Below are 22,698 nucleotides of genomic sequence, written 5' to 3'. Positions count from 1 at the left end.
GACGTGAGAGAGCCCACGGTGTGGGCTCTTTCATCGCCACACGGACCCCCATGAGCATCCTGATCGTTTCGGAAAGTGGCGACGTCCACGCCAACATCGTCCAGCACACGCTGCGGGAACACGGCATCGCGACCACCCGGTTGGCCAGCGATCGATTACCCCAGGAGCAGACGCTGAGCTACTTGTTCAACCTGTCCGATGAAGCGGCGCATATCAACGGCTGCCCGACATCGGACATCCAGACCGTCTGGCTGCGCCGCCGCGGCCAGCCCGGCAACTTTGAAGCGGATCGCGACGCCATCGACGATCGCATCTCCCGACAGGAAGTCGGGGAGTTCTGGAAGTTCTGCCAGTTCGCGTTGCCACCCGCGGCCCGCCACATCAATCCCGTCCTGGCCAAGCTGCAGGCGCAGAGCAAAATCTTCCAGCTGAGGACGGCGCAGGGCGTCGGCTTGCGCATCCCCCGCACCATCATCAGCAACGACCCTGGCGAGGTCCTCGCATTCGCCAACAGCCTCGGCACGGTGGCGTTCAAGTCCTTCTCGCCGGTGCACTGGAATGCCCCCGGCCATGCTGCCGACGCGGTCACCGCGCTGTTCACGACCAAGATATCAGCCCGCCAGATCAGGGAGCACGCGCCATCGATCCGGCGCGCCCCCGGCATCTTCCAGGAGCTGATTGCGGCGGTGCGCGAGTACCGCGTGACGCTCTTCGGCTCGACCTGCATCGTCGCCAGCATCGAATCGACCCATGGGCATGCATCGCTGAGCGATTGGCGGGCCGGCTCGCAAGCGAGCCTGAAGGTCACGCCTGCCCGCCTGCCCGAGCCCTTGATCGCGCGCCTCCGGATGTTCATGGACCGCGCCCATCTCGCCTTTGGCGCCTTCGACATCCTGGAGACCGGCGACGGCGAGTTCCATTTCCTGGAGGTGAACGAGGCCGGGCAATTCCTGTGGATAGAACACCAGAATCCCGACATTCCAATGCTGAAACCGTTTTGCGACTATCTGGTGGGACATGCGGATTGGTCCGGCCCCATCGCCCTGGAGCAAGCCGCGGCAAGGGCCATCGCGCCGATGCCGGCTGCCGCCTGAGTGAGGCCCCGATGTTCTCCATGAAGCCATTGCCGAAGCTGCGCGATCTCCTCGGCGCCGCCATGCTGCTCCTCCTGCTGGCCGGCTCCGCTGCGCTCGCCCAGGACCTGTCCAAGCTCGACTGTCGCGGCGATCAGTCGGACCGGCGCGCGCATGACAAGGACGGCGCCGACTGGCAAAAGATCGCCGGGCGCGATGCCCAGCGTCAGCGCCAGGTGCTGCAGGACCTGAAGCTCCATCGCATTCGCCGCCAGCAGGACTACCACTGCGCGTCCCTGATCCTGCTGCATGCCGGCGACGAGCCGAATCTGCGCCTGTCCTTTGCATTGGCCGTGCAGGCGCAGTCGCTGTTTCCCGGCAAGCCCGAGTTCGACAAGCTCGCGGCGCGTGCCTGGGACCGCCTCATGATGGCCCGCCAGCAGCCTCAGTGGTTCGGCACGCAATTCGAGCAGACGGGATCCCAGGCCGCCGCCTACCGCCCCTATCCCCTGGCGAACGGGCTGATGAGCGAAGCGGAACGGGCCCGGCTGGGCGGGCTGAGCGACGCCGCCATCCAGGCCGAACTGCTGGCGCTGAACAGCGCCGCGAAGGCGGATGCCAAGGCGCCGCAAGCGCCGAGCCCCACAGAGGCCGCGGCGCCGGAACAGCGCTACGCGTTCAAGGTCGATGCGGGACTGCTGCTGTCGGCCCTGGACGTCGACGTCAGCCTGGCCAACTTCCTGGCCCTGGCCAGCCAGAACGGGCTCAAGGCCAGCAGCGCGACAGTCGCTGCAATGCAGGGCCGCAGGATCTTCATTCCACGCAGCAAGGACGCATTGCGCCCCTTCCTGGAGGGTCAGGTCTCGACCTTCCCCCGGCCCGAAGGATCGGCCACGCCCGTCACCGCCACCGGGGCGGACTACCAGGTTGAAGGCAAGGTGGATGGCCTGTACCGGATGACCGTGGGCATCGACGACGCCGTGCAGGCGGCAGCCACCATGGTGGTTCGGCCGAGCCGCTACTTTGAACTGCTGATCGAGGCACCCGCGCCGGATCAGCTGGTGCTGAAGAAGTTCAGCCCCCTGCCGCGGCACTGAGCGCATGGCCTACGAACTGCCCGCGCTGGAGGCCGGCGAATGCGGCCTCATGTGCCTCGCCGATATCGCGGCCCATCACGGCCGCCATGCCGTGCTGCCCGAATTGAGGCGCACGCGCAGCATCGGCAGGCGCGGACTGAATGCGCGCGACCTGCTGGCCATGGCCTCCGACCTCGGGTTCTCGGGGCGGGCCGTCCGCGTCGAACTGCAGGGCCTGGCGTCGCTCAACCTGCCCTGCATCCTGCACTGGGACCTCAACCACTTCGTCGTCCTGAAGAAGGTGGCCCGCAACCAGGCCGTCATCCTGGATCCGGCCTTCGGCCAGCGCACCCTGCCCATGGCCGAGGTGTCCCGGCACTTCACCGGCATCGCGCTGGAACTGTCGCCCACCAGCGAGTTCCAGGAGCAGGCGCCGGCCCCGCGGGTCAGCCTGTCCGCGCTGACCGGCAAGGTCTCGGGCCTCTGGCGTTCCCTCGCCCAGATCCTGACGGTGGCGGTCGCGCTGGAAGCCTTTGCCCTGGCCGCACCGCTGTTCCAGCAGATGGTGGTGGACGAGGTGCTGACGTCGGCGGACAGCGATCTGCTGACCGTGCTCGCGCTGGGATTCGGGCTGCTGCTGCTCGTGCAGACGCTGATCGGCCTGGCGCGGTCCTGGATGGTGGTCGTGCTGTCGCAGACCCTGTCCCTGCAATGGGCCAGCAATGTCTTCGCCCACCTGATGAAGCTGCCGATCGACTTCTTCGAACGCCGGCACCTGGGCGACATCACCTCGCGCTTCAGCGCGGTTCAGGCCATCCAGAAGACCTTGACCACGGCAGTCATCGAGGTCGCCCTGGATGGTGTCATGGCCATCGCCGCGCTGGTGATGATGCTGGTCTACGCACCGGCGCTGGCCGCGGTGAGCCTGACGGCCGTCGCCCTGTACGGCCTGCTACGCTGGGCCTGGTATGGCCCCCTGAGGAAGGCTTCGGCTGAACGCCTCGTCGCGGCGGCCCGGGAGAACTCCCATTTCCTCGAGACCCTGCGCGCCATCACCCCGCTGAAGCTTTTCGGCCGCGAGGACGAGCGCCGCGCGCGCTGGCAGAACCTCATCGTCGAGGTCCAGAACCGCGATGTGAGGACGGCACGGATGAACATGGCCTTCGTCGCCGGCAATGGGCTGATCTTCGGCCTGGAGAACCTGCTGGTGCTGTGGCTGGGGGCGCGCCTCGTCATGGGCGGCGTGCAATCCGGCGGCGCGGCCGTATTCACCGTCGGCATGCTGTTCGCCTTCATCAGCTACAAGACCCAGTTCGCGACCCGGGTCGCGGCCCTCATCAACTGCATGGTCGACCTGAAGATGCTGGGCCTGCACGCTGAGCGGCTGGCCGACATCTGCCTCGAGCCGCCGGAGAAGGACCTTGCTCCGCACAGCGACCTGAGCCACCTGGCGCCCAGCATCGAGTTGCGCGGCGTGAGCTTCCGCTATGCCGATGGCGAGCCCTGGATCCTGAAGAATGCCGAGCTCAGCCTGCGGGCCGGCGAAAGCCTGGCCATCGTCGGCGCCTCGGGCGCGGGCAAGACCACCCTGCTGAAGATCGCGCTGGGGTTGCTCAAGCCCACCGAGGGCGAGGTCCTGTTCGGCGGCCATCCGGTGCGCCAGCTGGGCTTGCAGAACTTCCGCCGCCAGGTCGGCACGGTCATGCAGGAAGATGTGCTGCTGACCGGCAGCCTGGCCGACAACATCGCCTTCTTCGACGCGCAGCCGGACCGCGCCCAGGTCGAGGCCTGTGCGCGAATGGCGCAGCTGCATGACGACATCTGCCGCATGCCCATGGGCTACGAGACCATGGTGGGCGACCTGGGCTCCGGCCTGTCCGGCGGGCAGCGCCAGCGCCTGCTGCTGGCCCGCGCCCTCTACAAGCAGCCGCGCGTGCTCGCGCTGGACGAGGCCACCAGCCATCTGGACCTCGCCAATGAACGCGCCGTGACGGGGGCGATCGCCCATATGCAGCTCACGCGGCTGGTCATCGCCCACCGTCCTGAGACGATCGCTGGCGCGCAGCGCGTCGTGCAGTTGCGCGATGGCCAGGTGCTGGAGCTCGCGCGGGCCGTGCCTGCGGCCGTGGTGCAAGAGGCTTGAGGGCGCCACAGCTGCTACAACGACGGCATGTGCCTCGCCGCCTTCGCCCTCAACGCCCACCCCCGCTTTCCCCTCGTCATCGCCGCCAACCGCGACGAGTTCTTTGCGCGCGACGCGGCACCCATGGCCTGGTGGGCCGACAGCCCTGACATCCTGGCCGGCCGCGACCTGTCCGCCGGCGGCACCTGGTTCGGCCTCGGCCGCGCCGGCCGCCTCGCCCTGCTGACCAATGTGCGCGAGCCCAGCCGCCAGGACCCCCACGCCCCTTCCCGCGGCGCCCTGGTCGTCGACTGGCTGAAGTCCTCTAAAGACGCGGCCGGATTCGCCGCCGGGCTGAGGGCGGGCTACAACGGCTTCAACCTCATCGCGGCCGATCTGGACCGCAACACCTGGCACTGGATCAGCAACCGCGCCCCTGCGCCGGTCGAGCTGCCCGCCGGCATCCATGCCCTGTCCAACGCCGCCCTGGACACGCCCTGGCCCAAGACGCTGGGGCTGAAGACCGCGATGGCGCTGGCCCTGGACAACGCTGCCGCCGCGCCCCAGCTGGCCGATCTGCTCTTCGCCGCCCTGGCCGATGCCGAGCCGGCGCCCGACGCCAGCCTGCCCGACACCGGCGTCGGCCTGGCCCGCGAGCGCCTGCTGTCGCCCCGCTTCATCCGCATGACCGACCCGGCGCGGCCCGAAGTCGCCCTCTACGGCACCCGCTGCGCGACCGTGCTGATCCGCGAGGCAGGGGGGGCTACCCACGTCATCGAGCGCAGCATCACCGCCGCAGGCCGGTGGCTGGCGCCGGTCCACCACGAAATGACCCATTGGCCCTGAGCCACGCGGCGTCCAAGCTGATATACAGGCGGGCATCGTCGTTCACCGCCGCCCGATGACCTCCCTGTTCCGCCTGTCCGCTGCCCGCTGGACCGCCCTGGCCTGCATGCTCATCGCGGGTTTCGTCGCGCTGCGCTGGTCGCTGAGGCTGGAGGTTGGCAATTTCCTGCCCGGGCTGGCTGGGATCGGCATCATGTCGTCCCTACTGCTGCTGCTCGGCGCCGCCACCGCCTGGGTCATGGCGGGCTGGCCCGGCGGCCATGCGCCCAGCCTGCGTGCCCAGCGCGCCGTGCAAGGCCTGACGCTGCTGATGTCGGTGCTGCCCCTGCTGATGCTCGTCGAGGAGGCCACACAGCTGTCCTTCGGCATCGACATCACGCACGCTGGCGTGCTGCCCACGGCCCTGAACCCCCACCCGGGCCGCATCTCGCCCAATGCCTGCGTGGCACTGTTGCTGCTGTTCGGCTGCCAAGCCCTGCTGGCCGGTCCGCCGAGCGCCCTGAGCCGGCGGCTGAGCGCGGCCTGCATCAGCCTCGCGGCCCTGATCGCCTCGCTCGGCATCCTGGGCTATCTGCTGAGCCTGGAACGCCTCTACCACTGGGGCGGCTTCAACCGCCTGAGCTTGCCGACGGCCACCTGCCTGGCGCTGTTTGCCATGTCGCTGTGGGAGCTGCGCATGGGCTGGAGCGGCGTGCGCCAGCGCATCGACCTGCACGAGCAGCGCATCACGCGGCGCTCGCTCGCCGTGCTGGCCCTGGTGGCCGTAGCCTCCGGCGCCGGCGGGTTCGCGGCGCTGGAGTCGGAGTTCGAGCACAGCCGCAAGGAGGATGTGCGCTCCTCCGCCGTCGTCACCGGCGAGGCCTTGGTCAGCGCCATGGACGGGGGTGTCTGGCTGGCCCAGACCATCGCCACCCGGCCCGTCATCGTCGAGCAGCTGACCGTGCTGGCCGGCAACCCTCAGGACGCCGTGCGGCGCGAGCGCCTGCGCGGCATCACGCGCAACCTGTTGACGGCGGGCGTCACGGCGGCTCGCTTCCTCGACGCCGCCGGCGCGCCGCTGGCCGAGGCCGGCAATTTCGCGACCCAGCCCGACACGCCCTCGCTGGCCCTGGCGCGCGACTATGCCGGCGCCGGCCGCCTGGTCTGGTCCGGCGGCTTCCTGCTGGTCACCGATGTGGCGGTCACCGAGAAGGGCGAGATCGTCGGCCGCTTCCAGAGCGAGCAGCGCCTGCCTCTGATGGACCGCCTCGTCATGCGCTTGCGCGACGCCGATGCCTCCTCCGACGTGCTGATCTGCAACCGCGTCGACAAGGTCGCGTCCTGCGTGCCGTCCAAGCTCTATCCCCAGGCCTTCACCATCCCGATGTTCGACGCGCACGGCAATGTCAACCTGCCGATCAACCGCGCGCTGCTGGGCCAGAGCGGCGTGCTGCTGACGCCCGACCTGCGGGGCGTGCCCGTGGTCGCGGCCTATGTGCCGCTGGGGCGCACGGGCCTGGCCATGGTCGTCAAGGCGGACATCGAGGCCGTCTTCGCCGTCATCCGCCAGCGCCTGGGCTGGCTGGCCCTGCTGCTGGCGGCGCTGACGCTGCTGGGCACCTGGGTGCTGAGGCAGCATGTGCGGCCGCTGGTGAAGCAGCTGGCCGGCGAGCAGGCGCTCTTTCGCGCCATCCTCGACAACTCCAACGACGCCTTCATCGGCCTGGACAGCCAGGGCCTGGTGACCGACTGGAATCTGCAGGCCGAGCGCCTGTTCGGCTACATGGCGGCCGAGGCCAGGAGCCAGCGCCTGTCGGAGCTCATCATCCCGCCCGAAGCGCGTGCCGCCCATGAGGCCGGCATGGCGCGATTCCGGCACACCGGCCAGGGCCGCGTCGTCAACCAGCGCGTCGAGGTCACGGCCCTGCACCGCGACGGCCGGCTGCTGGAGGTGGAGCTGTCCGTGGCCGCCATGGCCGCGAGCGAGGGCTATGTGGCCCATGCCTTCGTGCGCGACATCAGCCAGCGCAAGGCCGCCGCGCGCCAATTGGCCGCCAGCGAGCAGCGCATGCGCGACGTCACCAATGCCATCCCGGCCATGGTCGGCGTCTTCGATGCCGAGGAACGCTGCGTCTTCGCCAACGACCTGGCGCTCAAGGTGCACAACCTGGGCCGCGACAACGCCATCGGCATGCCCATGCGCGACGGCCTGGGCGAGGCCAGCTATGCGCTGCACGAGGCCCATGTGAAGGCCGTGCTGCAGGGGCGGCGCCAGACCTTCGAGGGCGCCCTGCCCTGGCGCGACGGCACCGGCTATTTCCAGATCCACCTCGTGCCCATGCGCGACGCCCAGAGCGACGCGGTCAACGGCTTCTACCTGATGACCTTCGACATCACGGCCCTGCGCAGCGCCCAGCTGCAGCAGGAGCGCAGCGAGCGTCGGCTGCGCTCCATCACCGACAACCTGCCGGCCCTGATCTCCCACCTCGACGCCGACGGCCGCTACCTGTTTGCCAACCGGCAGTTCGACACCCTGCTCCAGCTTGATCCCGACAAGCTGCTGGGACAGCGCATCGACGAGGTGCGCGACGCGGACTATGTCGCCCAGATCCGTCCCTGGCTGGACAGGGCCATGGCCGGCCAGACCGTCGTCTTCGAATCCGAAACCGGCCCGCGCGACGGCGAGGCGCGCCACTATCAGCAGACCTATGTGCCGGAGCTCGATGCCGAGGGCCGCGTCATCGGCGTCTTCGCCGTCACCTTCGACATCACCGAGCGCCAGCTCGCCGCCCAGCGCCTGAGCGACGCCCAGTCCCACCTCAAGGCCATCGCCGACAACCTGCCGGTGCTGATCTCCTATATCGACCGCCACCACCGCCTGACCTTCGTCAACAAGACCTTCGAGGAATGGATGGGCGTGGACCCCGAACTGGCCATCGGCAGCCACCTGAAGGCGCTGATCGGCCCCGAGCTCTATGCCCAACGCCAGCCGTCGCTGGAGCAGGCCCTGAACGGCGAGCGCATCGAGTTCGAGGTCGTGTCCCAGGCCCTGGGCCTGACCCGGCATCTGCACACCGTCTACATCCCCGACCGCCGCGCCAATGGCGTCGTCGCCGGCGTCTACACGCTGTCCACCGACGTGACGGCCACCAAGGACGTTGAACGCCGCCTGCAGGAGCTGGCCCGCATCGACCCGCTGACCCGCCTGCCCAACCGCCGCGAGTTCGAGGAAAGGCTGGGCCTGGCCCTGGCGCGCAGCCGCCGCAGCCGCAAGGCCATGGCCCTGATCTTCATGGACGTCGATCACTTCAAGCGCATCAATGACGGCCACGGCCACGCCGCCGGCGATGCCGTGCTGAAGGAGTTCGCCTCCCGCATCCGCCGCGCCGTGCGCAGCACCGACACCGCGGCGCGGCTGGCGGGCGACGAGTTCGTCGTCATCCTGGAAGGCCTGCAGAGCGACGCCGAGGCCTCCCAGGTGGCCGCCAAGCTCGTCGATGCCATCAGGCCGCCCATGCCCCTGCCCGACGGCGGCTCCGTGCTCGTGACGACCAGCGTCGGCATGGCCTGCTGGAGCGGCGTCGGCGAGGGTGCCGAAGACCTGCTCGACCGCGCCGACCGCGCGCTCTACCGCGCCAAGGCCGCGGGTCGCGATACCTTCGAGCAGACCATCTTCTGAGCCGGCGGCCTGCGCCGAAGAAAACGTTGCCGCGGAAGGCTTGCGCTGCGGAATGTGTCACAGCGTGAAAACGGGGTGCCGCAGATACTGCGCGCGCCTCTTCATTTCTGATCATGCTGAAGAAGATATCGACCGCCGATGTGACCCTGGGCATGTATCTGCAGTCGCTCGAAGGCCCCTGGCTGTCGCACCCCTTCTGGAAGACCAAGTTCGTGCTGAACGATCCGGCCGATCTGGCGACCCTCAAGGGCAGCCCGGTTCCGGCCGTCTGGATCGACATCAGCAAGGGCCGCGACCTGACCGGGCCCGTTCCGCCAGTGATGCCAGTGGCTGCGGAAGCCGCCGCCGCCCCGGCGGCAAGGACGGACACGCCCAAGGCGGTGCCACCGACCAGAGACTGTCTGGAGGCCGAGATCGAGCGCGCCACCCAGATCCTGAACCGCTCAAAGCAGGCCGTCATGGCCCTGTTCGGCGAGGCGCGCCTGGGCAAGACGGTAAACACCGACCGCTGCTACCCGGTCGTCGAGGACGTGGCCTGCTCGCTGGCGCGCAACCCGTCCGCCTTCGTCAGCCTCGCCAGGCTCAAGACGCGCGACGACTACACCTATATGCACTCGGTGGCCGTCTGTGCGCTGATGATCGGTCTGTCGCGCCAGCTCGGCCTGTCGGACGAGCAGACGCGCGAGGCAGGCCTGGCCGGCCTGCTGCACGACATCGGCAAGATGCAGATGCCGCTGGAGGTGCTGAACAAGCCCAGCGCCCTGACGGATGACGAGTTCAGGGTGATGAAGTCCCACCCCGAGCACGGCTTCGACCTGCTCAAGGGCGGCACCCAGGTACCGGCGGGCGCCCTCGACGTCGCCCTCCATCATCACGAGAAGTTCGACGGTTCCGGCTACCCGCACCAGCTGTTCGGCGACCAGATCAGCCTGCTGGCGCGCATGGGCGCCATCTGCGATGTCTACGACGCCATCACCTCCAGCCGGCCCTATCGCAACGCCTGGGACCCGGCGGGTTCGCTGCAGCGCATGGCGCAATGGAAAGGCCATTTCGACCCCGCCGTCTTCCAGGCCTTTCTGAAGAGCGTGGGCATCTACCCCAGCGGCACCCTGGTGCGCCTGCAGTCGGGCCGCCTGGCCGTGGTCGTCGAGCAGAGCGCGGCCTCGCTCGTGAAGCCACGGGTCAAGGTCTTCTATTCCACCAAGTCCAGCATGCCCATCCCGGTGCAGCTGCTCGATCTGGCGGCCGCTGGGGAGAAGGATGCCATCGCCGGCCGCGAGCCGCCCGAGAACTGGGGCTTCACCCATCTCGAGGAACTGTGGAACCCGGCGGCCAAGGGCTGATCCTGCCACGCCGCCCTCGGTTACCGGACCCCGCCCCTTGCCGGGCCACAATGCGCCAGCCGTGACTGCCGCCGTCGCCCTTCGCCGCCCGCCGCCCGACCCCCGCCAGTTGCAGCGCTGCCTGCTGCTGGCGGTGCTGCTGCACATCTGGCTGGTGCTGGTCTTCGGCAATGCAAGCGGCACGGCCGCGCCAGGCCAGGGCGTCTGGGGCAGCCTGACCGTCAAGCTGCTGGGCCGCAGCGGCAGCGATGCCAGCGCCCCGCCCAGCGACCAGAGCACGTCGGAAACCGGTGGCCAGGCGCAGCCGGCGGCCGAAGCCGGCGCCTCCAGGCTGGGCCGCAGCAACCCGCGGGAGGTCCCCCCCGAGGCCGCCCGCACCGACGAGGACTCGCCCGCACCGCCCAGCACCGCCACGCTGGAACTGCCCGAGGGCTTCCGGCCGGTGGAGCGCGAGAACCTCAACACCCCGCCGCCGCGCACCGCGCCGCTGCAGACGCCCACGGCCGAGCTGCCCGCCGCCGTCGGCCGGCTGGAAGCCAGGCCCGAAACCAGCGTCACGCCCCTGCCCTCGGCCGCCAGCCTGCGCACGCCGAGCCGGCCCGCGGAGTTGCCCACCCTGCCCACCGATCTGCCCTCGGCCGTGCGCCGCCTGGACGCCGCGCCCGCCGCGCCGACCACCGCCCTGCCGCGGCCGGCCGAGTTGCGCAGCGCGCCGACGCCGACGGCCGCCGCCGCGCCCAATGTCGAGCTGCCCGCACCCGTGCGCCGGCTGGAAACACCGGCCGAAACCGGCCTGAGCCGGACCCTGCCGAGCGCATCGGAACTGCGGGCGACGCCCCCCAGCCCGTTGCCGACCCAGCCCGCCCCCAGCACCGCCCTGCCCTCGGCCGTGCAGCGCCTGGAGGCCCCGACGGCGGAAGGCGCTGCCACCACGCCGCTGCCCCGCCCCAGCGAGTTGCGCACCCCGTCGCCCAACGCCGCGGCCACGGCGCCGGCGCTGAGCAGCCAGGACCTGCCGCCGGCGGTGCGCCGCCTGGAATCGGCGGACGCCGGCACGGCGGTCACGCCGCTGCAGCAGGCCCCCAGCCCGCGCGCCAGCCTGCCCACCACCGACGCGCAGTCCCTGTCCGAGCTGTCGGGCAAGCTGCCCGGTGAGGTCACGGCGCCGGCCGGCACCAGCGCCCCGGCGGGGCCCGCGAGAGGCGATCCCAGCGCCGACCCCTTTGCCGCGCCCAAGGCCTCGGCCGGCTCACCCGATGCCGGCTCGCGTCTCGGCCCCGACCTGCCCCCGCCGCCCTCGACGGCGGCCAGCTCGCCGCGCACGCCGCTGAACCTGTCGCTGCCACGCGGCGACATCGCCGCCCGCCGTGGTCCCGGCCTCGTCGACATGCTGCCCCAGCCGCCGGAACGCAAGTCCAAGCTCGAGCAGTCCATCGAGGAAGCCGCCAACAAGGACTGTCGCAAGGCCTACGCCAACGCCGGCATCCTGGCGGCCATCCCGCTGGCCATCGACACGGCACGCGGCAAGGGCTGCAAGTGGTGAGCGGGTCTCAGCGCAGCGCCTGAAGCCGCAGCGCGTCCTGCAGCGCCGCACCCGAGGCCGTGTTGTCAAAAACGCACCAGCAGGCCGCATCGCGAGGCAGGGCGCGAACGCGTTCCTTCAGCCAGTCTTCTTCATAGGCCGACCAATAGACGCGCGGCGAGCCGTGCCAGCGGAAGTAGTGCAGTCCCGGCCAGCCAGCGGGCAAGCCGGAACCGGGCCATCGCGCCGGGTCGACCCCGGCCCGGGCGACCTCGCAGTCGGCCAGCAGTTGTCCGGCCTCGGGGCTGTACCAGCTCGGATGGCGCGGCTCGCAAACCAGGGCTCCCTGAAAGACGCCATGCGCCTGTTCAAAGAAGCGCTCCGCCACGCGGGCATCGAACTGCAGGGAGGGCGGCAACTGCACCAGCAGCACTGCCCATTTGTCGCCCAGCGAAGCGGCCTCGCCGGCAAACCGCGCCAGCAGCCCGGCGGCGCCTTCGAGCCGCGCCGCGTGCGTGATCTGCTTCGGGCATTTGACGGCGAAGCGGAAATGCGCCGGCGTGCTGGCCGCCCAGCGCTCATAGGTCTGCGGCCGATGCGGGCGATAGAAGGAGGTGTTGATCTCGACACCGTTCATGACGGCGGCATAGCGCTCCAGCTGCGAGCCCTCGGCGGGAAACGCGCCGGCCGCCTTGGCGGGAATCGACCAGCCCGCGGTGGCGATGACGGGCCCATGCGCCGGCTCAGCGCGGCGGCCTGGCATGCAGCGGCATCCCGTCACTCGGCCCATGCGGCCAGGCTTCGCCGGCGCCGGCATCGTCCCGCAGCATGGCCTTCAGGCGCAGCGCATTGCGCACCGCCTTGCCACCGGCAGCGTTGCCGAAGATGCCCCAGCACGGCTGATCCACGGCTTGCTGCTGCAGCCATTGCGCACGTTCGCGCAGCCAGCCGTCGTCATAGGCGGACCAGTACTCGCGCGGCGACCCATGCCAGCGGCTGTAGAGCGTTGGCGCATGGTCCATCGCGAGGGCCTGCTTCCAGCCACCCGGCTCGTCCGATGCCGGCCACTTCGCGGGGTCGATCGCTGCACGTGACACCTCGAGTTCGCGCAGCAGGCCATCGGCCGCCGGCGTGAACCAGCTCGGATGCCGCGGCTCGCAGACGATGGCGCCCCCAAAGCAGCCGTGCACCTGCTCGAAGAAATGCCCGGCGACGAGGTCTTGGTAGATCAGCGACGTGGGCAACTGCACCAGCAGCACACACCACTTCGGGCCGAGCGCGCCAGCCGCATCCGCGAAACGCATCAGCGGCTCGCGCACGACTTCCAGGCGGCAGCCATGCGAGATCTTCTTCGGGCATTTGACGGCGAAGCGGAAGTCGGCCGGCGTGCATTCGGCCCAGCGTTCGTAGACGCGCGGGCGATGGCTGCGATAGAAGGACGAATTGATCTCGACGCAGTCCATCAGGCCTGCAAAGCGCTGCAGATCGAAGCAGTCCGCCTGGAAGGCTGCCGCCCCCTCGGCCCCGAGGGCCCAGTCCGACGTACCGATGAAGATCGTCATGCCGACAGCCTAGACAGGCCGCCGGCAGCGCAGCGTCGGACAAGGGCGCAGACAGGGGGCGCGCCCGTCCGACGCGGTTCAGAAGCCGCTGAGCACGATCTTGCCGCGCATGCGCCCCGATTCGACCAGTTCATGGGCCCGGCGCAGGTTCGCCGCATTGATGGGGCTCAGCTGCTCGCTGACCGTGGTGCGCAGCCGGCCCTCGTCCACCAGGGCCGCGACGCGTGCCAGCAGGCGGCCCTGCTCGGCGATGTCGCGGGTGCCGAACATCGAGCGCGTGAACATCATTTCCCAGTGCAGGGACAGGGCCTTGCGCTTGAGGGTCATCACGTCGACGGGGCCGGACAGGTCGTCGATGAGGCCCACGCGGCCCTGCGGCGCGGCGGCGTCGATGATGGCGTCCCAGTGCTGCTCGGTATGGGTCAGGCTGGCGATGAGCTCGACCTCGGCCACGCCGGCGGCCACCAGCTGCGGCCGCAGCGGCTGGCTGTGGTCGACGACGGCGTGGGCGCCCAGCGCCTTGACCCAGGCCTGGGTCTCGGGCCGGCTGGCCGTGCCGATGACACGCAGCCCGGTCAGCTCGCGGGCCAGCTGCACGAGGATGGAGCCCACGCCGCCGGCCGCGCCGATGACGAGCAGGCTCTCGCCCTGGCCGCCGCCCTCGGCCACGCCGAAACGGTCGAAGAGCAGCTCCCAGGCCGTGATGGCGGTCAGCGGCAGGGCCGCCGCTTCGGCATCGGTCAGGCTTTGCGGCGCCCTGGCCGCGATGCGGTGGTCGACCAGCTGCAGCTCGGCGTTCGAACCCGGGCGGTTGATGGCACCGGCGTAATAGACGCGGTCGCCGACGGCAAAGCCGGCCACGTCCTGGCCGAGCGCCTGCACGACGCCGACGGCGTCCCAGCCCAGCACTTCCGGCTGGCCGGCCTGCGGCGCGCGGCCGCGGCGCACCTTGGTGTCGACGGGGTTGACCGACACGGCGCTGACGCGCACCAGCAGGTCCTGCGGTCCGGGTACCGGCGCGGGCAGCGTCAGGTCGACGAGGGATTCGGGGTGATCGATGGGCAGGGATTGCAGATAGCCGACGGCTTTCATGGGAGTCCTTTCTGGGACGAGCAGCGATGGCCGTCATGGTGGGCCGCCGCATTCAATTCAGAAAGCCTAGGATGGGTGAATCAGTTTCACTGCAAACATGAAGATGGACCGCTTTGCTCCCCTGCAGCTTTTCGTCGCGGCCGCCGAGGCCGGCAGCTTCTCGGCCGCCGCACGCCGGCTGGACCTGGGCCCCGTGCAGGCCAGCGCCACGATCGCGCGCCTGGAGCGCGAGCTGGGCATGCGCCTGTTCGAGCGCTCCACGCGCCGGCTGCGCCTGACCGAGGCGGGCGAGCAATGGCTGCCCCATGCGCGCCAGATGCTGGCCGCCTGGGAGGAAGGCCAGGCCGCCCTGCGCGAGGCCTCGGGTGAAGCGCAGCCGCTGTCCGGCCGGCTGCGCGTCAGCCTGCCCAGCGACATCGGCCGCCAGTGGCTGTGGCGCTGGATCGAAGACTTCATTGCGCGTGAGGCCGGCGCCGGCGTGCAGCTGGAGCTGCGCCTGTCCGACCGCGTCGCCGACCTCGTGCAGGAACCGGTGGACTATGGCGTGCGCTATGGCGAGCCGCCTGATTCCAGCCTGGTCGCCCTGCCGCTGGCCCCCGACAACCGCCGCGTGCTTTGCGCCAGCCCGGCCTATATCGCCCGCCATGGCCAGCCCCGCACGCCGGCGGAGCTGAAGGCCCATGACTGCCTGCGCTGGGGCCTGGGCGAGAGCGTGCATGGCCGCTGGCGCTTCACTTCAGCCGAGGGCGAGCCGACTGCCATCGAAGCCCGCGGCAGCCGCGTCGCCGATGACGGCGGCCTGGTGCGCGAATGGGCGCTGGCCGGCTTGGGGCTGGCCTACAAGAGCCGGCTGGACATGGCCGACGACCTCGCCGCCGGGCGTCTCGTGGCCCTGCTGCCCGGCTGGCTGGGCGAGCCCGCGCCGCTGCACTGGGTGACCCTGGGCCGGCACCGCCTGACACCGGCCCTGCGGCGGCTGGCGGAAAGCATCAGGGCCCGCTGCGGGGCCCTGGATGCTGGCTTGGCGCGGCGCTGAGGCCGCGCGGATCAGGCGCTGCGGCGACGCAAGGCGCCCAGGCCCAGCAGCGCCAGGCCGGTCAGCGCGACGCTGGCAGGTTCGGGCAGACGGTTGGGGTCGCGGACGACAAAGGTCAGCGGACCGCTGTCGAAGCCGCAGCCGTAGTTCTGGAGATTGGAATTGAGGCAGGAGCCGGTGATGCCGATGAAGCCGACGCCCGCGGCGACGGCCGTGTAGTCCAGGATGAACAGCGACGGCTCAAGGTCCCACGCCACGCCGGCGCCCACGGTACCGATGGCGATGCTCATCAGGTTCAGTGCGGGCGCACCCGTGGAAGTGAAGCCGCCGCCGCCGGTGCCGCCGGCATCCACTTCGCCGGCCGCGCCGCCCTGGATGACCACTTCGACCTGGAACATCTGGCCGATCAGCAGATTGCTCAGGTCCACGCCACCGACGCCGCGCATGACCAGGACGGGGGCTGCGTGAGCGACCCATGCAGAAGCGGCGAGAACGACGCCGACAAGGACGCTACGGAAGTTCATCTTGTTCTCCAGGCCATTTGCAAGGTTGAAGCAAGCTTCGAGCCACACTGATTCCTCCCATGAAGCCCCATTCCAAGCCGCCGCCGCTGTAAAGCGCCTCGACACTGAAATGGCGGCACGCCCCCTCAACGGTGCTCGGCGGCCAGACTCGGCAAAGGCCACGCCGGTCTGCCGGCAGCGTCCCTGTCGGCCCCCTGCCGCCAGGCCTGCCGCCAGGCCTGCTGCCAGGCTTGTGGCGCATGCAGAGCGCCGGGCGCCAGGCCGCGCACGACGCAGCCGGCTTGCGCGCCGCTGGCAGCGATGTCGGCCAGTTGGTGAGGCTCCAGCACGCCGCCTATGCCCACCACCGGCGCCGGGGCCATGGCCGCCCACCAAGCCAGGTTATGCAGGCCCTGGGCCTGCCAGGGCATGGCCTTGGTCAGGGTCGGCCAGACCGGACCGCAGGCGATGTAGTCGGGCGACCAGGCCACTGCCCGCGCCAGTTCCCACAGGCTGTGCGAGCTCAGGCCCAGGCGCAGGCCGCGCGCGCGCGCCTCGGCGAGCTCGCGGCGGTCGGCGGGCGACAGGGCCAGCAGGTCTTCCTGGCCCAGGTGGATGAAGTCGACCTCGGCGGCCAGGGCCTCGCGCCAGTGGTCGTTGACGATGAGGGTGCGGCGCGGGCGGCGGGCGGCGGCGATCTCGGCATGCAGGCGCGCCGGCCAGCCCACCTCGTCAGCTGTCCGCTTGACGCGCAGTTGGACAGTTTGCAGGTCCGCATCGAACAGGCCGGCTGCATGGGCACCGCTGTCGGTGATCGCGTAGACGCCCTCGACGGCTGCCCCGCCCCGCCGCCCCGCGGGCCAGGCGGTGGGCGGCGACTCGTCGTCAAACAGCGCCGGCAGCAATCCGGCATCGCGGATGAAGGACGCGCTCGGCAGCACGGGGCCGGCGCCCGCCCCCGGCGATGGCACATCGTCGCGCAGGCCCGAGGTCGTCAGCATCTTGGCGAGGACGGCGGCATCGGCGGCGACAAAGCCGCGCCCCAGCGCGGCGGCCAGGGCGGTCGCAAAGCAGCAGCCGGTGCCGTGGTTGTTGGTCGCGGCGCGGCGCGGCAGGGCCAGCCAGCCCGTTGCATGCTCGCTCGCCAGCCAGTCCAGCGCGAACGCCCCCTCGGCATCACCGCCAGTGATGCAAACGGCGCCCACGCCCAGCTTGCGCAGCGCGCTTGCCTGCGCCACCACGCTGCCCTCGCCCACCAGGCGTGCGGCCTCGCGCTGGTTGGGCGTGACGACGCTGGCGCGCGGCAGCAGCTCCTCGCGATAGGCGCGCAGCAAGGCCTCGTCGGCAAAGCTGGCGCCGGTGGAGGCGCGCAGCACGGGATCGACGACGAGCTGGAGCGGCCGCCCCTCGCGCAGGCGGTCCACCCAGCGCACGACGACGCGCAACTGCTCGACCCCGCCCAGCAGCCCGGTCTTGAGGGCGACGGGCGGCAGGTCGTCGGCCAGGGCCGCGAGCTGGGCGTCGAGGCGCTCGGCCGACACCGGGAAGACGGCTTCGACGGCCACGCTGTTCTGGGCCGTCAGCGCGGCGGCGACGGGGCAGAGATGCACGCCGGCCGCATCGGCGGCGCGCTGGTCGGCGGTGAGGCCCGCACCGCCGCCACTGTCCAGGCCGGCAATGCTCCAGATGACAGGTGGCTTGCTCATGGGATCAGGAAGGGGCGTCCGCCCACCGGTGTGCTGGCCACGGCCATGTCCTGCTTGCTCATGACGCCGGCCTCGAAGCCGAGGCGCCCGGCCGCGATGGCCTGGCCGAAGGCGGCGGCCATGCGGATGGGATCGCCGGCCTGGGCCACCGCCGAGTTCAGCAGCACGCCGTCATAGCCCAGCTCCATGGCCTGGGCCGCATGCGAAGGCGCGCCGATGCCGGCGTCGACGATGAGCGGCACGCCCGGCAGGCGCTCGCGCAGCGTGCGCAGCGCAAAGGGATTGAGCAGGCCCTGGCCCGAGCCTATGGGCGCGCCCCAGGGCATCAGCACCTGGCAGCCGGCGTCCAACAGCCGGCGGCAGGTGATGAGGTCGTCGGTGCAGTAGGGAAAGACCTGGAAGCCGTCCTTCACCAGCTGCTCGGCGGCGCTGACCAGCTCCCAGGGGTCGGGCTGCAGCGTGTACTCGTCGCCGACGACCTCGAGCTTGATCCAGGGCGTGTCGTAGAGCTCGCGCGCCATCTGGGCCAGGATGACCGCCTCCATGGCCGTGCGGCAGCCGGCGGTGTTGGGCAGCAGATGGCCGCCGGTCTCTTTCAGGGTCTCGCGCAGGGCCGCGACAAAGCCGTTGTCGCCGGCCGCCGCCAGCGTGCGCTTGAGACCGACGGTCAGCACCTGGGCGCCGCTGGCGCGCAGGGCGTGGCGCAGCACCTCGGGCGAGGGATAGCCGGCGGTGCCGAGCAGGAAGCGGCTCGTCAGTTCGCGGCCGTAGAGGGTGAAGCTCATGGTCATCCGCCTGTGATGGGTTGGATCAGGGTCAGCTCGTCGCCGGGCTGGATCAACGTGGCTTCGCGGCGGGCGCGCGGCAGGAAGGCGCCGTTGAGCGCGGTGGCCACCGCATCGGCCGCCCTGCCCTGTTCGGCGAGCAGCGCGGCCACGCTCAGGCCCTCGCGCCAGGGCTGAGGCTGGTGGTTCAAGCTGAATTCAGACATGGGCGATGGCCCTCTCCGCCAGCGCCGGGGCCAGCAGCCAGCCATGGCGGAACAGGCCGTTGATGCGCAGCAGGCCGGGCGCGTGTTCGACGCGCGGCCGGTGGTCCGGCAAGGCCGGGCGCAGGTTGCTGTCCATGTGGACGATGCGCGCCTCGGCCAGGGCCGGCAGCACGCTGTGGGCCGCCGCCATCAGCTCGACGGCGCTGCGCAGGCTGACGGGCGAGCGGTCCTCGCTCTCGATCTCGGACGCGCCGACGACGATGACATCGCCCGGCCGCGGCACGAGATAGACGCGATGGCGCGGATGCATCAGCCGCACGGGGCGGTTCAGCACGACGCCGGGGGCGTGCAGCCACAGGATCTCGCCGCGCACGCCGCGCAGCCCGGCCATGTCGGGTTTGGCGCCGAGGCCGCGGGTGTCGATGACGAGGTCGGCGTCGAGGCGGCGGCCATCGTCCAGTTCGAGGCGGTGGGGCTGCACGGTGCTGGCGCGGCGACCCCAATGCCAGGCCACGTCCGCAGCCCGCTCGGCCAAGGCGACCAGCAGCTCGCGCGGCAGCAGCTGCCCTTCGCCGGGCAGCCACCAGGCCTTGAGATCGGGCGCGAGTGCGGGCTCCAGCATCTGCAGCGCGGCGCCGTTCAGCGCCTCGGGCTCGCCCTGCAGGCGCGCGAGCACGCGCAGGGCAGCGCCGAGGTTGCAGCCGTGGGCCAGCAGCAGGCTGCCCTCGGTCTTGACCAGTTCGGGCCGCCCCAGGGCCGCGGCAATCTGCGGCCACAACTGCAAGGAACGCCAGCCCAGCTCGACCACCTCGGGTTCGGCCTGCTCGCGCTCGGCCAGCGGGCTCAGCATGCCCGCCGCCGTGAAGCCGGCAGCACCTGGCTGGCCAGGACCCTCGGCGGGGTCGACGACGCTGACCTGATGGCCGGCCCGCGCCAGCTGCCAGGCCAGCAGCCGGCCCATGACGCCGGCGCCTGCAATGGCGATCGTCTTCATCAGGCTTTGGCGATGGGGATGTAGAACTCGCCGCCGCCGGCCTTGAACTCGGCCGACTTCTGCGCCATGCCGTCGGCCACCACTTCAGAAGCCTCCAGGCCGTTCCTGGCCGCGTACTCGCGCACGTCCTGCGTGATCTTCATCGAGCAGAACTTGGGTCCGCACATGGAGCAGAAATGCGCCTCCTTGGACGAGTCCTTGGGCAGGGTCTCGTCGTGATAGTCGCGCGCCGTGTCGGGGTCCAGGCCGAGGGCGAACTGGTCGTTCCAGCGGAACTCGAAGCGGGCCTTGCTCATCGCATCGTCACGCGCACGTGCGCCGGGGTGGCCCTTGGCGATGTCGGCCGCATGGGCGGCGATCTTGTAGGCGATCAGCCCCTGCTTGACGTCGTCGCGGTCGGGCAGGCCGAGATGCTCCTTGGGCGTCACATAGCAGAGCATGGCCGTGCCCATCCAGCCGATCATGGCCGCACCTATGGCCGAGGCGATGTGGTCGTAGCCCGGGGCGATGTCGATGGTCAATGGGCCCAGCGTGTAGAAAGGCGCCTCGTCGCAGTGCTTCAACTGCTCGGCCATATTGGCCTGGATGAGGTGCATGGGTACATGGCCGGGGCCTTCGATCATGGTCTGCACATCGTGCTTCCACGCCACCTTGGTCAGCTCGCCCAGCGTCTTGAGCTCGGCGAACTGGGCCTCGTCGTTGGCGTCGGCGCCGCTGCCGGGGCGCAGGCCGTCGCCCAGCGAGAAGGTCACGTCGTAGGCCTTCATGATTTCGCAGATCTCTTCGAAGTGCGTGTACAGGAAGTTCTCGCGGTGGTGGGTGATGCACCACTTGGCCAGGATGGAGCCGCCGCGCGACACGATGCCGGTGCGGCGCTTCGTCGTCAGATGGATGAAGGGCAGGCGCAGGCCGGCGTGGATGGTGAAGTAGTCGACGCCCTGCTCAGCCTGCTCGATCAGCGTGTCGCGGAAGATGGCCCACGTCAGGTCCTCGGCCACGCCGCCAACCTTCTCCAGCGCCTGGTAGATCGGCACGGTGCCGATGGGCACGGGCGAGTTGCGCACGATCCAGTCGCGCGTGGTGTGGATGTTGCGGCCGGTGGAGAGGTCCATCACCGTGTCCGCACCCCAGCGGATGGACCAGACCAGCTTCTCCACCTCTTCCTCGATGCTGGACGTCACGGCCGAGTTGCCGATGTTGGCGTTGACCTTGACGAGGAAGTTGCGGCCGATGATGGTCGGCTCCAGCTCCGTGTGGTTGATGTTGGCGGGGATGACGGCGCGGCCGCGGGCCACCTCCTGGCGCACGAACTCCGGCGTGATGATTTCGGGGATGGCAGCGCCCAGCGAGTCCCCGCGCAGGCGCTGCTCGCGCTCGGCGTCGCCGAGGTAGTCGCGCATCCATTCGCGCTTGCCGTTCTCGCGCAGGGCGACGAACTCCATCTCCGGCGTGACGATGCCACGGCGGGCGTAGTGCAGCTGGCTGACATTGCCGCCGCTGGCGGCGCGGCGCGGCTGGCGCTGCAGGGCAGCGGCCTCGGCGCGCAGCTGCGCGATGCGCTCGCTGTCCTCCTTGCCGCCGTCATCCAGCGCGACGCGGGTGCGGCCGGTATAGGCCTCGGTATCGGCACGGTCGCCCACCCAGCTGGAGCGGATGGGTGGCAGGCCGCGGCGCACGTCGATGGTGGCCTTGGGGTCGGTGTAGGGGCCGGAGGTGTCGTGCACGACGACGCGCTCGCCATTGGTCAGCGCGATCTCGCGCATGGGCACGGCCACGTCGGGCCGGCTGCCCGGGACGTAGATCTTGGTGGAGGCCGGAAAAGGCTCGCGCGTCAGCGAGAGGCGCTCATCGAGCGAGAGGTTCTGGTCGGGGGCATTCATGGCGGCGGTCTCCTGGAGCTGTGATGCGGTGCTCCAGGGCCGCCTGTGGGTGAGGCGCGGCCCGGCTGGGGCTGCGCCTGCACGCCGCGAGGCATGCGCTCTCCTTACGCCGGTATTAGCCGGTTCAAGTTCACGGGTTCGGTCCTCAATGACCGTCTCAGCGTCTGGGCTCGGTTTTTCAACCAGGCCCGGGCACCCCGGAGCGGGGGCGAATGTAGCGGCCCGCCGGGCGCGCTGTCAACGCGGGAAGGTGACGACGTGGTCCAGTTCGAGCCGGATGCCGATGGGCTCGCCGATGGCATGGTTGTGATGCGAGGGCACCAGCGACTGCACCGCCGCGCCGCTGGGCAGGCGCAAGGTGTACAGGAACTCGGCGCCGCGAAAGGCCTTGGCGGTGACTGTGGCGGTGATGGGGCTGGCGTCGTCATGCACCACGTCGTCGGGGCGCAGCAGCACGTCGACAGCGCCTGCCTGCAGCGGTGTCGCGCTGCGCACGACGCCCAGCTCCAGCCGCAGCTCCAGCTCGCTCTCCACCTGACCGGGCAGGAAGACGCCCTCGCCCACGAAGTCCGCCACGAAGCGGTTGGCTGGCCGGTGGTAGAGCTGGTAGGCGCTGTCCCATTGCTGGATGCGGCCTTCCGACATGACGCCGATCTCGTCGGCGATGGCGAAGGCTTCGTGCTGGTCGTGCGTGACCAGCAGGGCCGTCGTGTTGGAGGGCGCCAGCAGGCCGCGCAACTCGGCGCCCAGCCGCTCGCGCAGCTCGACGTCGAGGTTGGCGAAAGGCTCGTCCAGCAGCAGCAGCAAGGGCCGCGGCGCCAGCGCGCGGGCGAGCGCCACGCGCTGCTGCTGGCCGCCGGACAGCTCGTGCGGGTAGCGCGCCGAGGCATGCGCCAGGCCCACCGTTTCCAGCATCTCCTGGATGCGCTGCGCCGCATCGGCCACGCCGCGCAGGCCAAAGCCGACGTTCTGGGCCACCGTCAGATGCGGGAAGAGGGCATGGTCCTGGAACACCATGCCGATGCGGCGGCGCTCCGGCGCCAGCTCCCAGCCGGGGAAGCTGACGCGCTCGCCGTCGAGCCGGATCTCGCCGGCCAGCAGCGGCTCGAAGCCCGCGATGGCGCGCAGCACCGTGGTCTTGCCGCAGCCCGAGGGCCCGAGCAGGCAGCCGATGCGGCCGGGCGCGAGGGTCAGCGACAACTGCTCGACGACCCTGCGCTCACCATAGGCGATGTCGATGTGGTCAAGCGCGAGCCAGGGTGGCGTGTCGGTGGTGGCGGTCATGTCGGGCGGG

Annotated in this window: 18 protein-coding genes and 1 riboswitch; of the genes, 8 read left to right on the top strand and 10 right to left on the bottom strand. The window is 70.5% G+C overall.

The features are described 5' to 3' along the window. Window positions 1-50: 50 nt before the first annotated feature. The 7 genes from AC07OY_RS26240 to AC07OY_RS26210 all read left to right on the top strand — a co-directional run bounded on the left by AC07OY_RS26240 (window position 51) and on the right by AC07OY_RS26210 (window position 11,661). Entirely contained in the window at window positions 51-1,094 is a 1,044-nt protein-coding gene (locus AC07OY_RS26240) for an MvdC/MvdD family ATP grasp protein (protein ID WP_495045550.1), read from the top strand. 20 nt (window positions 1,095-1,114) lie between these two features. Next, complete coding sequence (locus tag AC07OY_RS26235) at window positions 1,115-2,170, top strand: hypothetical protein (RefSeq protein WP_495045549.1); 1,056 nt, start codon at window positions 1,115-1,117, stop codon at window positions 2,168-2,170. A gap of 4 nt (window positions 2,171-2,174) precedes the next feature. Then, window positions 2,175-4,292: a peptidase domain-containing ABC transporter gene (locus AC07OY_RS26230; RefSeq protein ID WP_495045548.1), complete on the top strand. Its 2,118-nt coding sequence runs from the start codon at window positions 2,175-2,177 to the stop codon at window positions 4,290-4,292. A 27-nt stretch (window positions 4,293-4,319) separates the two neighbouring features. Next, the gene (locus AC07OY_RS26225; RefSeq protein WP_495045547.1) at window positions 4,320-5,117 is read left to right on the top strand and encodes an NRDE family protein; all 798 of its coding nucleotides are present in this window, start codon (window positions 4,320-4,322) and stop codon (window positions 5,115-5,117) included. A gap of 55 nt (window positions 5,118-5,172) precedes the next feature. Further along, window positions 5,173-8,775, top strand: a complete 3,603-nt coding sequence (locus tag AC07OY_RS26220; protein WP_495045546.1) for a PAS domain-containing protein — start codon at window positions 5,173-5,175, stop codon at window positions 8,773-8,775. A gap of 113 nt (window positions 8,776-8,888) precedes the next feature. Next, complete coding sequence (locus tag AC07OY_RS26215) at window positions 8,889-10,118, top strand: cyclic di-GMP phosphodiesterase (RefSeq protein ID WP_495045545.1); 1,230 nt, start codon at window positions 8,889-8,891, stop codon at window positions 10,116-10,118. A gap of 61 nt (window positions 10,119-10,179) precedes the next feature. Next, window positions 10,180-11,661, top strand: a complete 1,482-nt coding sequence (locus AC07OY_RS26210; RefSeq protein WP_495045544.1) for a hypothetical protein — start codon at window positions 10,180-10,182, stop codon at window positions 11,659-11,661. Window positions 11,662-11,668: 7 nt separating this feature from the next. Here the strand turns inward: AC07OY_RS26210 and AC07OY_RS26205 are convergent, their stop codons facing one another. From AC07OY_RS26205 to AC07OY_RS26195, 3 genes are all read right to left on the bottom strand, one after another. Next, window positions 11,669-12,403, bottom strand: a complete 735-nt coding sequence (locus tag AC07OY_RS26205) for a DUF72 domain-containing protein (RefSeq protein WP_495045543.1) — start codon at window positions 12,401-12,403, stop codon at window positions 11,669-11,671. Beyond that, window positions 12,384-13,202 (bottom strand): DUF72 domain-containing protein, encoded by an 819-nt coding sequence (locus AC07OY_RS26200; RefSeq protein WP_495045542.1) that lies wholly within the window; start codon window positions 13,200-13,202, stop codon window positions 12,384-12,386. Before AC07OY_RS26200 ends, AC07OY_RS26205 begins: the two co-directional genes overlap by 20 nt. Before the next feature lie 78 nt (window positions 13,203-13,280). After that, entirely contained in the window at window positions 13,281-14,294 is a 1,014-nt protein-coding gene (locus AC07OY_RS26195) for a zinc-binding alcohol dehydrogenase family protein (protein WP_495045541.1), read from the bottom strand. A 97-nt stretch (window positions 14,295-14,391) separates the two neighbouring features. On the opposite strand from AC07OY_RS26195, the gene AC07OY_RS26190 reads away from it, so the two are divergent. Continuing rightward, entirely contained in the window at window positions 14,392-15,330 is a 939-nt protein-coding gene (locus AC07OY_RS26190; protein WP_495045540.1) for a LysR family transcriptional regulator, read from the top strand. A gap of 11 nt (window positions 15,331-15,341) precedes the next feature. Here AC07OY_RS26190 and AC07OY_RS26185 read toward each other — a convergent pair whose 3' ends face one another. The 7 genes from AC07OY_RS26185 to AC07OY_RS26155 all read right to left on the bottom strand — a co-directional run bounded on the left by AC07OY_RS26185 (window position 15,342) and on the right by AC07OY_RS26155 (window position 22,688). Continuing rightward, the gene (locus tag AC07OY_RS26185; RefSeq protein WP_495045539.1) at window positions 15,342-15,854 is read right to left on the bottom strand and encodes a PEP-CTERM sorting domain-containing protein; all 513 of its coding nucleotides are present in this window, start codon (window positions 15,852-15,854) and stop codon (window positions 15,342-15,344) included. Between the two features lie 125 nt (window positions 15,855-15,979). Further along, window positions 15,980-17,539, bottom strand: coding sequence for a PfkB family carbohydrate kinase (locus AC07OY_RS26180; protein ID WP_495045538.1), 1,560 nt, complete (start codon window positions 17,537-17,539; stop codon window positions 15,980-15,982). Further along, complete coding sequence (locus AC07OY_RS26175; RefSeq protein ID WP_495045537.1) at window positions 17,536-18,330, bottom strand: thiazole synthase; 795 nt, start codon at window positions 18,328-18,330, stop codon at window positions 17,536-17,538. Before AC07OY_RS26175 ends, AC07OY_RS26180 begins: the two co-directional genes overlap by 4 nt. Next, on the bottom strand, window positions 18,327-18,530 hold the full coding sequence (gene thiS, locus AC07OY_RS26170; RefSeq protein WP_495045536.1) for a sulfur carrier protein ThiS: 204 nt from the start codon (window positions 18,528-18,530) through the stop codon (window positions 18,327-18,329). The genes AC07OY_RS26175 and thiS overlap by 4 nt, the downstream gene beginning before the upstream one ends. Then, window positions 18,523-19,524: an FAD-dependent oxidoreductase gene (locus AC07OY_RS26165; protein ID WP_495045535.1), complete on the bottom strand. Its 1,002-nt coding sequence runs from the start codon at window positions 19,522-19,524 to the stop codon at window positions 18,523-18,525. The genes thiS and AC07OY_RS26165 overlap by 8 nt, the downstream gene beginning before the upstream one ends. Next, a complete protein-coding gene (gene thiC / locus AC07OY_RS26160; protein ID WP_495045534.1) occupies window positions 19,524-21,404 on the bottom strand; it encodes a phosphomethylpyrimidine synthase ThiC in 1,881 nt (626 codons plus the stop codon). The genes AC07OY_RS26165 and thiC overlap by 1 nt, the downstream gene beginning before the upstream one ends. Before the next feature lie 84 nt (window positions 21,405-21,488). After that, window positions 21,489-21,614, bottom strand: a riboswitch (TPP riboswitch). A gap of 27 nt (window positions 21,615-21,641) precedes the next feature. Then, complete coding sequence (locus tag AC07OY_RS26155) at window positions 21,642-22,688, bottom strand: ABC transporter ATP-binding protein (RefSeq protein WP_495045533.1); 1,047 nt, start codon at window positions 22,686-22,688, stop codon at window positions 21,642-21,644. Between the last annotated feature and the right edge of the window lie 10 nt (window positions 22,689-22,698).

The sequence above is a fragment of the Roseateles sp. GW821-FHT09H10 genome, from assembly GCF_059415865.1.
The sequence above is the reverse complement of the archived record's forward strand: the minus strand, read 5'-3'. Positions and strand labels throughout refer to the sequence as shown.

Excerpts from the sequence above, each read along its gene's own strand:
- AC07OY_RS26240 (WP_495045550.1), top strand. The coding sequence starts at position 51 with ATGAGCATCCTGATCGTTTCGGAAAGTGGCGACGTCCACGCCAACATC.
- AC07OY_RS26235 (WP_495045549.1), top strand. The coding sequence starts at position 1,115 with ATGAAGCCATTGCCGAAGCTGCGCGATCTCCTCGGCGCCGCCATGCTG.
- AC07OY_RS26230 (WP_495045548.1), top strand. The coding sequence starts at position 2,175 with ATGGCCTACGAACTGCCCGCGCTGGAGGCCGGCGAATGCGGCCTCATG.
- AC07OY_RS26225 (WP_495045547.1), top strand. The coding sequence starts at position 4,320 with ATGTGCCTCGCCGCCTTCGCCCTCAACGCCCACCCCCGCTTTCCCCTC.
- AC07OY_RS26220 (WP_495045546.1), top strand. The coding sequence starts at position 5,173 with ATGACCTCCCTGTTCCGCCTGTCCGCTGCCCGCTGGACCGCCCTGGCC.
- AC07OY_RS26215 (WP_495045545.1), top strand. The coding sequence starts at position 8,889 with ATGCTGAAGAAGATATCGACCGCCGATGTGACCCTGGGCATGTATCTG.
- AC07OY_RS26205 (WP_495045543.1), bottom strand. The coding sequence starts at position 12,403 with ATGCCAGGCCGCCGCGCTGAGCCGGCGCATGGGCCCGTCATCGCCACC.
- AC07OY_RS26200 (WP_495045542.1), bottom strand. The coding sequence starts at position 13,202 with ATGACGATCTTCATCGGTACGTCGGACTGGGCCCTCGGGGCCGAGGGG.
- AC07OY_RS26195 (WP_495045541.1), bottom strand. The coding sequence starts at position 14,294 with ATGAAAGCCGTCGGCTATCTGCAATCCCTGCCCATCGATCACCCCGAA.
- AC07OY_RS26190 (WP_495045540.1), top strand. The coding sequence starts at position 14,392 with ATGAAGATGGACCGCTTTGCTCCCCTGCAGCTTTTCGTCGCGGCCGCC.
- AC07OY_RS26185 (WP_495045539.1), bottom strand. The coding sequence starts at position 15,854 with ATGAACTTCCGTAGCGTCCTTGTCGGCGTCGTTCTCGCCGCTTCTGCA.
- AC07OY_RS26180 (WP_495045538.1), bottom strand. The coding sequence starts at position 17,539 with ATGAGCAAGCCACCTGTCATCTGGAGCATTGCCGGCCTGGACAGTGGC.
- AC07OY_RS26175 (WP_495045537.1), bottom strand. The coding sequence starts at position 18,330 with ATGACCATGAGCTTCACCCTCTACGGCCGCGAACTGACGAGCCGCTTC.
- thiS (WP_495045536.1), bottom strand. The coding sequence starts at position 18,530 with ATGTCTGAATTCAGCTTGAACCACCAGCCTCAGCCCTGGCGCGAGGGC.
- AC07OY_RS26165 (WP_495045535.1), bottom strand. The coding sequence starts at position 19,524 with ATGAAGACGATCGCCATTGCAGGCGCCGGCGTCATGGGCCGGCTGCTG.
- thiC (WP_495045534.1), bottom strand. The coding sequence starts at position 21,404 with ATGAATGCCCCCGACCAGAACCTCTCGCTCGATGAGCGCCTCTCGCTG.
- AC07OY_RS26155 (WP_495045533.1), bottom strand. The coding sequence starts at position 22,688 with ATGACCGCCACCACCGACACGCCACCCTGGCTCGCGCTTGACCACATC.